The organism is Geodermatophilus maliterrae (assembly GCF_041018925.1).
Lineage (GTDB): Bacteria > Actinomycetota > Actinomycetes > Mycobacteriales > Geodermatophilaceae > Geodermatophilus > Geodermatophilus maliterrae.
On record NZ_JBFNXQ010000032.1, the window covers coordinates 42408 to 48830 of the forward strand.

General features: G+C 76.4%; 8 protein-coding genes. 4 read left to right on the forward strand and 4 right to left on the reverse strand.

The window, feature by feature from the left end; all coding sequences use genetic code 11:
* Window positions 1-18: 18 nt before the first annotated feature.
* The 3 genes from ABQ292_RS12005 (at window position 19) to ABQ292_RS12015 (ending at window position 2804) form a co-directional block, all read left to right on the forward strand.
* The gene (locus tag ABQ292_RS12005) at window positions 19-966 is read left to right on the forward strand and encodes a LysR family transcriptional regulator (RefSeq protein WP_369206560.1); all 948 of its coding nucleotides are present in this window, start codon (window positions 19-21) and stop codon (window positions 964-966) included.
* A gap of 97 nt (window positions 967-1063) precedes the next feature.
* Window positions 1064-2320 (forward strand): MFS transporter, encoded by a 1257-nt coding sequence (locus ABQ292_RS12010; RefSeq protein ID WP_369206562.1) that lies wholly within the window; start codon window positions 1064-1066, stop codon window positions 2318-2320.
* A 112-nt stretch (window positions 2321-2432) separates the two neighbouring features.
* Window positions 2433-2804, forward strand: a complete 372-nt coding sequence (locus ABQ292_RS12015) for a VOC family protein (RefSeq protein ID WP_369206564.1) — start codon at window positions 2433-2435, stop codon at window positions 2802-2804.
* Window positions 2805-2819: 15 nt separating this feature from the next.
* On the opposite strand, the gene ABQ292_RS12020 is transcribed toward ABQ292_RS12015, so the two are convergent.
* From ABQ292_RS12020 to ABQ292_RS12035, 4 genes are all read right to left on the reverse strand, one after another.
* Window positions 2820-2975 (reverse strand): hypothetical protein, encoded by a 156-nt coding sequence (locus tag ABQ292_RS12020; protein ID WP_369206566.1) that lies wholly within the window; start codon window positions 2973-2975, stop codon window positions 2820-2822.
* 135 nt (window positions 2976-3110) lie between these two features.
* Complete coding sequence (locus ABQ292_RS12025; protein ID WP_369206568.1) at window positions 3111-3554, reverse strand: arsenate reductase/protein-tyrosine-phosphatase family protein; 444 nt, start codon at window positions 3552-3554, stop codon at window positions 3111-3113.
* A 112-nt stretch (window positions 3555-3666) separates the two neighbouring features.
* Window positions 3667-5238, reverse strand: coding sequence for a Na+/H+ antiporter (locus tag ABQ292_RS12030; protein WP_369206570.1), 1572 nt, complete (start codon window positions 5236-5238; stop codon window positions 3667-3669).
* Window positions 5238-5495 (reverse strand): UBP-type zinc finger domain-containing protein, encoded by a 258-nt coding sequence (locus tag ABQ292_RS12035; RefSeq protein ID WP_369206572.1) that lies wholly within the window; start codon window positions 5493-5495, stop codon window positions 5238-5240. The genes ABQ292_RS12030 and ABQ292_RS12035 overlap by 1 nt, the downstream gene beginning before the upstream one ends.
* Window positions 5496-5644: 149 nt before the next feature.
* On the opposite strand from ABQ292_RS12035, the gene ABQ292_RS12040 reads away from it, so the two are divergent.
* On the forward strand, window positions 5645-6423 hold a 779-nt coding region (locus ABQ292_RS12040; RefSeq protein WP_369206574.1), incomplete at its 3' end, for a hypothetical protein.

Sequence of the window (6423 nt, forward strand, 5' to 3'; positions counted from 1 at the left end):
GGTCTATACGGTGCGGCCGTGAACATCGCGAGCCTGGATCTCAACCTGCTCGTGTCGCTCGACGCGCTGCTCCAGCAGCGCAGCGTCACGCGGGCCGCGGCGCAGATGGGGCTCAGCCAACCGGCTCTCTCGGCGTCGCTGGCCCGGCTCCGCCGCCACTTCGGCGACGAGCTGCTCACCCGCGTCGGCAACGAGTACCGCCTGACGCCGCTCGCGGTCCAGCTCCGGGAGCTGGCCCGGATCGCCCTCTCGGGAGTCGAGCGGGTGTTCTCCGCCCAGCCGGAGTTCGACCCGGCGTCGTCGACCCGCGAGTTCACCCTGCTGGTCAGCGACTACGTCGTCACGGTGCTCGGTGACACCGTGGCCGGCCTGCTGGCCGAGGAGGCGCCGCACACCCGGCTGCGGCTGAGCACGCACTCCCCGGCGATCGTGGACCGGGCGGAGCAGGCGCTGCTGTCCGCCGACCTGCTCTTCCTGCCGCCCGGGTTCCTCACCGACCTGTCCCGCCGCGACCTGTACCGCGACGAGTGGGTCTGCGTGGTGGCCGCCGACAACCCCGTCGTGGACGCGGGCCTGACCGTCGACGACCTGGAGACCCTCCCGTGGGTGGCCACGTACCACGGGCCGACGGCGTCGACCCCGGCCGCGCGCCAGATGCGCATGCTGGGGATCGAGCCGCGCGTCCAGGTGGTGACCGAGAGCTTCCTGACCGTGCCCGCGCTGGTCTCCGGCAGCGACCGGATCGCGCTGCTGCAGCGCAGGCTGGTCGACCTGCTGCCCCCCAACACCGGCATCCGGGCGCTGCCGTGCCCCTTCGACGCCGGACCGCTCATCGAGGCGATGTGGTGGCACCCCGTCTTCGACGACGACCCCGAGCACGCCTACCTCCGTGACCTGGTCGCGCGGGCGGCCGACCTGGCGGTGGGGCAGCAGCCGGTGGGTATCGATCTGATCGATGGCGCGTAGCACGACAAGTGATTTCCGCTCGACGCACGGCGTCCTGACACTTCACCGCCAGTGATGCCGGTCACCGGGACCGGCACGCCCGTCGATGGAGACGCCCGTGTCGGAGAACGTCCTGAGCCCTGAACGGCCGGCCGAGGAGCCGCTGGCCGGCGAGGTCGCCGTCGACCCCGCCACCGGGCGGCCTGCCGGCCGGCCGCAGGCGCTGGTCCTGCTGTTCTCCAGCTGCCTGGCGGTCCTCGGCGCCGTGCTGCTGGCCCCGGTGCTGCCCCGCATCCAGGACGCCTTCGCCGGCACCCCCGGCGTCGAGGCACTCACGCCGATCGTCCTGACCGCCCCGGCCCTGGTCATCGGGCTCACGGCGACCTTCGCCGGGCGCATCGTCGACCGGCTCGGCCGCAAGCGGCTGCTCGTCGGCGCGCTGGTCGTGTACGCGTTCGCCGGCACCGCCCCGCTGTGGCTGCCCTCGCTGGAGCTCATCGTCGCCAGCCGGGTCCTGGTGGGCCTGACCGAGGCGGCGATCATGACCTGCTGCACCACGCTGCTGGCCGACTACTTCCACGGCTCGACACGCGACAGGTACTTCGGGCTGCAGGTCATCTTCACCACCGTCGCCGCGACCGTCTTCTTCGCTCTCGGCGGGGTCCTCGGGGCGCAGGACTGGCGGACGCCGTTCTGGCTCTACGCCGTCAGCCTGCCGCTGGCCCTCGCCGCCGCCCGGTACGTCTGGCAGCCGTCGCCGCAGGCCCTCTCCCGCACCGGCAGGCTGCCGGGCCTGCCCTGGCGCCGGCTGGGCGCGCCCGTCGGCGTGAGCCTGCTGGGCGGGCTGGTCTTCTACGTCCTGATCGTGGAGCTGTCCTTCAAGCTCGACAGCATCGGCGTGGACTCGCCGGCGACCATCGGCGCCGTCAGTGCGGTGGCCTCCCTGGGCACCGCCGTCGGTGGCTTCCTGTTCGGCCGGCTGGCCAAGCACGGCCCGGCGACCACCGTGCCGCTGGCGTTCGCCGTCTCCGGGGTCGGCCTGGTCGGGCTGGCGCTGGCGCCGTCGGTGCCGCTGGTCGTCGTCGCGGCGGTCGTCGCCGGGTTCGGCAACGGCCTCCTGCTGCCGTCCCTGCTCATCTGGGCGCTGGGATCGCTCACCTTCGAGCAGCGCGGCCGCGGCACCGGCGCCTGGACGTCGGCGATGTTCATCGGGCAGTTCGTGTGCCCGCTGGTCGTGCTGGCCCTCGTCGGTGCCCTCGACGGGCTCGGCGCGGCGCTGGCAGTGCTCGGCGGGGTCAGCCTGGCGGTCGCGGCCGGCGTGCGGCTCGCCCGGCCCGCCCGCCCCGTCGAGCCGGTCGGTCCCGGCGCGCACTGACGTCCCCCCCGGTGCCCCGGCTCCCGCGTCCGCGGGGCCGGGGTGCCTTGACGCCGGCACCCGGTCGTCGTGGACTGGGGCCCTCGGCTCCCCGTCGCCGGAGGAGGTCCCCGTGGACGTCGCCGTCGTCTCCGTCCCCGTTCGCGACCAGGACGCCGCCGTCCGGTTCTGGACCGGCCAGGTGGGCCTGCAGGTGCTCGCCGACGCGGAGTTCGCCCCCGGGATGCGCTGGGTGCAGGTGGGCGCCCCCGGCAGTGGGACGTCGCTGTCGCTGGTCACCTGGTTCGAGCAGATGCCACCCGGGTCGCTGCAGGGGGTGGTGTTCGAGGTCGACGACGTCGACGCGGCGTTCGCGCAGCTGTCGGCGGCGGGCGTGCCCGTCGAGGGGCCCCCGTCCGACGAGGCGTGGGGCCGGCAGGCGGTGTTCCGCGACCCCGACGGGAACGGGTTCGTGCTCAGCGGCCGGTCGCCCGTACCCGCCTGAGCACCGCCGGCCGGGTCAGGAGCCGGTGCGCTTCCGCATGCCCAGGGCCGCCGTGACGAGGAAGAGCCCCAGGCCGACGACGGTGAGCCAGAACAGGCCCTCGACGACCCAGCCGATGACGGTCACGACCAGCCAGACGACCAGCAGCAGGCCGATCAGGCGCAGCAGCACGGTGACCTCCGGGACGCCGTCGGGGTGGGTGCGGCCAGCCTAGGCCCGAGCGGGTGCGCGCAGTCCGGGTCCCGCCACCCCGCGCACGGCGCGGGCGCACCCGGTCCCCGCCGCACCCCGGCGGCGCCCGGCGGGTCAGGCGGCCAGCTCGGTGAGCAGCCCGCGCACCCGGCGGTCCAGCTCGTCGCGCACCGGCCGGACGCCCGCGACGTCCCGGCCGGTGGGGTCCTCGACCGGCCAGTCGAGGTAGCGGGTCCCGGGCAGCAGGGGGCACGGCTGGGCTCCGCCGAGGGTGACCACGACGTCGGAGAGGTGCACCGCGTCGGCGGTCAGCGGCTTGGGGAAGCGGGCGGTGAGGTCGACCCCGACCTCGGCCATCGCCGCGACCGCGGCTGGGTCGACCCGGACCGCGGGCGCGGACCCGGCCGACAGCGCGCGCACCCGGCCACCGGCACGGGTGGCCAGCAGGGCGGCGGCCATCTGCGAGGTCGCGGCGTCGTGCGCTCCGACGAACAGGACCGTCGGTGGGCCGACCGGGGACGGGACGGCGCTGGGCTGGGTGGCGGGGGAGGGGACCACGGCTGCCTCCGGGAGAGGTCGGCGGTGCGCCGGCGCGGCGGGACGTCGTCCGGCCGGGGGACCACGCCGTCTCCCGGCTACACCGTGCCACCCTGGCCGCGCGTGCGCCAGCTCACTCCCGCAGCAGCGTGACCTCCTCCAGGTCCAGCTCGTGCTGCACCCGGCGGAACACCTCGTCGTCGATGCGCCGCTGGTCGCGGTGGGACACGAACACCTCCCGCTCGGCCTCGAGCATCGCCCGCCGCAGCCGCCGGTAGCGGGCGCTCGGCGTCTCCCCGCCGTCGGCCATCGGCCCGCCGAGCCGCTCCCACGCGGCATTGGTGCGCGCCTCGATGCGCCGGCGCAGCTCGGTGACCGCCTGGGCGTGCAGCGGGTCGCCGTCGTCGAGCTCCTCGAGCCGGGCGGCGGCGGCCCGGCCCGCGGCCGACTGCGCCTGCGCCTCGGCGAGCGCGTCGGCGGAGTCCTCGGATCCCTGCACGCCCAGCCGGCGGATGACGGCCGGCAGCGTCAGCCCGTGCAGGAGCAGCGTGCCGACCGTGACCACGAAGGTCAGGTAGAGCACCTCGGCCCGGCCGGGGAACGCCTCGCCGGACATCGTCGTCAGCGGGATGCCGGCCGCGGCCGCGAGCGAGACCACCCCGCGCATGCCGGCCCACGAGACCACGGCCGCGTGCGTCCACGGCGGCGACCGCCAGTCGGCGCGGCGGCGCGCCAGCGGGCGCAGGTAGGTGGTGGGGAAGACGAAGGCCACCCGGGCGAGGAACGCGACGGCGACCAGCACGAACCCCACGGCGGTCAGCGTGCCCACCCCTGGCCCGACGCCCTCCAGGACGGTGGGCAGCTGCAGGCCGATGAGCGCGAAGACGGTCGCCTCGAGCAGCGTGTCGGCGGCCTTCCAGACCGCGCGGTCCTGCAGCCGGGCGACCGGGTCGGCCTGCGGCGAGCGGTGGCCGAGGTACAGGCCGGCCAGCACCACGGCGAGCACCCCCGAGGCGTGCACCTCCTCGGCGATGACGAAGCCGACGAAGGGCACCAGCAGCCCGAGCGCGCTCTCCAGCACGCCGTCGCCGAGGGCCAGCCGCACCCGGTGCACCAGCCAGCCGAGTCCCCAGCCGATCGCCGCGCCGCCGACCGCGGCCAGCGCGAAGACACCCAGCCCTTCGACGATGCCGTAGCCGGCGCCGGCGGCCAGCGCGACGGCGACCCGGTAGAGGGTCAGCGCGGTGGCGTCGTTCACCAGGCTCTCGCCGCCGAGGATGGTCATCACCTTGCGCGGCAGGCCCAGCCGGCGGCCCACGGCGGTGGCCGCGACGGCGTCCGGCGGCGCGACGACGGCGCCGAGCACGAGCGCCGAGACCAGCGGCAACCCGGGCACGAGCCACCACGCCGCCAGCCCGACGGCCACCGTCGTGCAGAGCACCGCGCCGACGGCGAGCATCCCGATGGGCCGCAGGTTGGCGCGCAGCCGCAGGTAGGAGCTGTCCAGCGCCGCCGAGTACAGCAGCGGCGGCAGGACCAGCGTGAGGATCAGCTCGGGGTCGAGCGCGTAGTCCGGGACCCCGGGCACGGAGGACAGACCCAGCCCGACGAGCACCAGGACCAGCGGCGGCGAGACGCCGAGCCGCCGGGCCAGCGCGGTGACCGCGAACGAGCCGGCCAGCAGGGCGATGACCGGCAGCTCCATCAGACCAGCGACTGGTCCGGGTAGCACCACCGCCAGGCCTCACCCGGCTCGAAGGACCGGACGATCGGGTGACCGCTGCCGTCGGCGTGGGCGGTCGCGTGCCGGTTCGGCGAGGAGTCGCAGCACGCGACGTGGCCGCACGTCAGGCACTCCCGCAGGTGCACCCAGCCCGAGCCGATCGCCAGGCAGTCGCTGCAGCCCTCCGTCGAGTCCGGCGTCACGTCCCGGATCTGGTCCAGGTGTCCGCACGTCGTCATCCCGCCACCCCTCTCGTCGTCGCGGCGAGTCGACCACCCGCACGACGACGGCGGCAACGCCGTCCCGTGCCCGGTGTCTTCCCGGGGCGCCTCCTCCCCGGAGCGTCGTGGCAGGTTGACGGTGACGTCCGGCCGGTCGAGGAGGTGCCGTGGACCTCGACGAGGTCGCCGACGAGCTGTACGGGCTGCCGCCGGGCGAGTTCGTGGCCGCCCGCACCGCGGCCGCCCGCCGGGCCCGTGCGGCCGGGGACCGCGCGCTGGCCGGGGAGATCGGCGCGCTGGGCCGGCCCTCGACCGCCGCGTGGGCGTGCAACGCGCTGGTGCGCGACCGGCCCGACGAGATCGCCGGGCTGGTCGAGCTCGGCGACCTGCTCCGCGAGGCGCAGCAGACGCTGGCCGGCGACGAGCTCAGGGCGCTGGGCACCCAGCGCTCCCGCCTGCTGGCCGCGCTCACCCGGCAGGCGCGGGTGCTGGCGGCGCGGCTGGGGCACCCGCTCAGCGAGGCCGTCGCCGGCCAGGTCGAGGAGACGCTGCGGGCCGCCCTGGCCGACGCGGACGCCGGGGAGGCGCTGCTGGGCGGCCGGCTGACCGGCGCGCTGTCCTACCAGGGCATGGGCCCCGGCCTCGGGTCGCGGCCGGACCTGCGGGTGGTGCCCCCGCCGCGGCCGGCCTGTCCCGCGCCGGTACAGGCGCCGGCCCGCCGGTCGCGGTCCGACGGGGACGAGCGGGCGCGCCGGGCCGCGGAGGAGCGCCGGCGGGCCACCGAGGAGCACCGCCGCCGGGAGGTCGAGGCCGCCCGTGAGGAGGCGCGTGCGGCCGTCGTGGCCGCGGAGGAGGCGGCCGGTGCCGCGCGGGCGGCGCGCGACCGGGCCGCCCGCGCCGCCGGGCGGCACCAGGAGCTGCTCGACCGCGCCGAGGAGCTGGCCGC

What these genes read in the sequence shown, in the direction of transcription:
- ABQ292_RS12030 (WP_369206570.1), bottom strand. Translation starts at nt 5,238, where the DNA reads ATGGAGCTGCCGGTCATCGCCCTGCTGGCCGGCTCGTTCGCGGTCACC.
- ABQ292_RS12035 (WP_369206572.1), bottom strand. Translation starts at nt 5,495, where the DNA reads ATGACGACGTGCGGACACCTGGACCAGATCCGGGACGTGACGCCGGAC.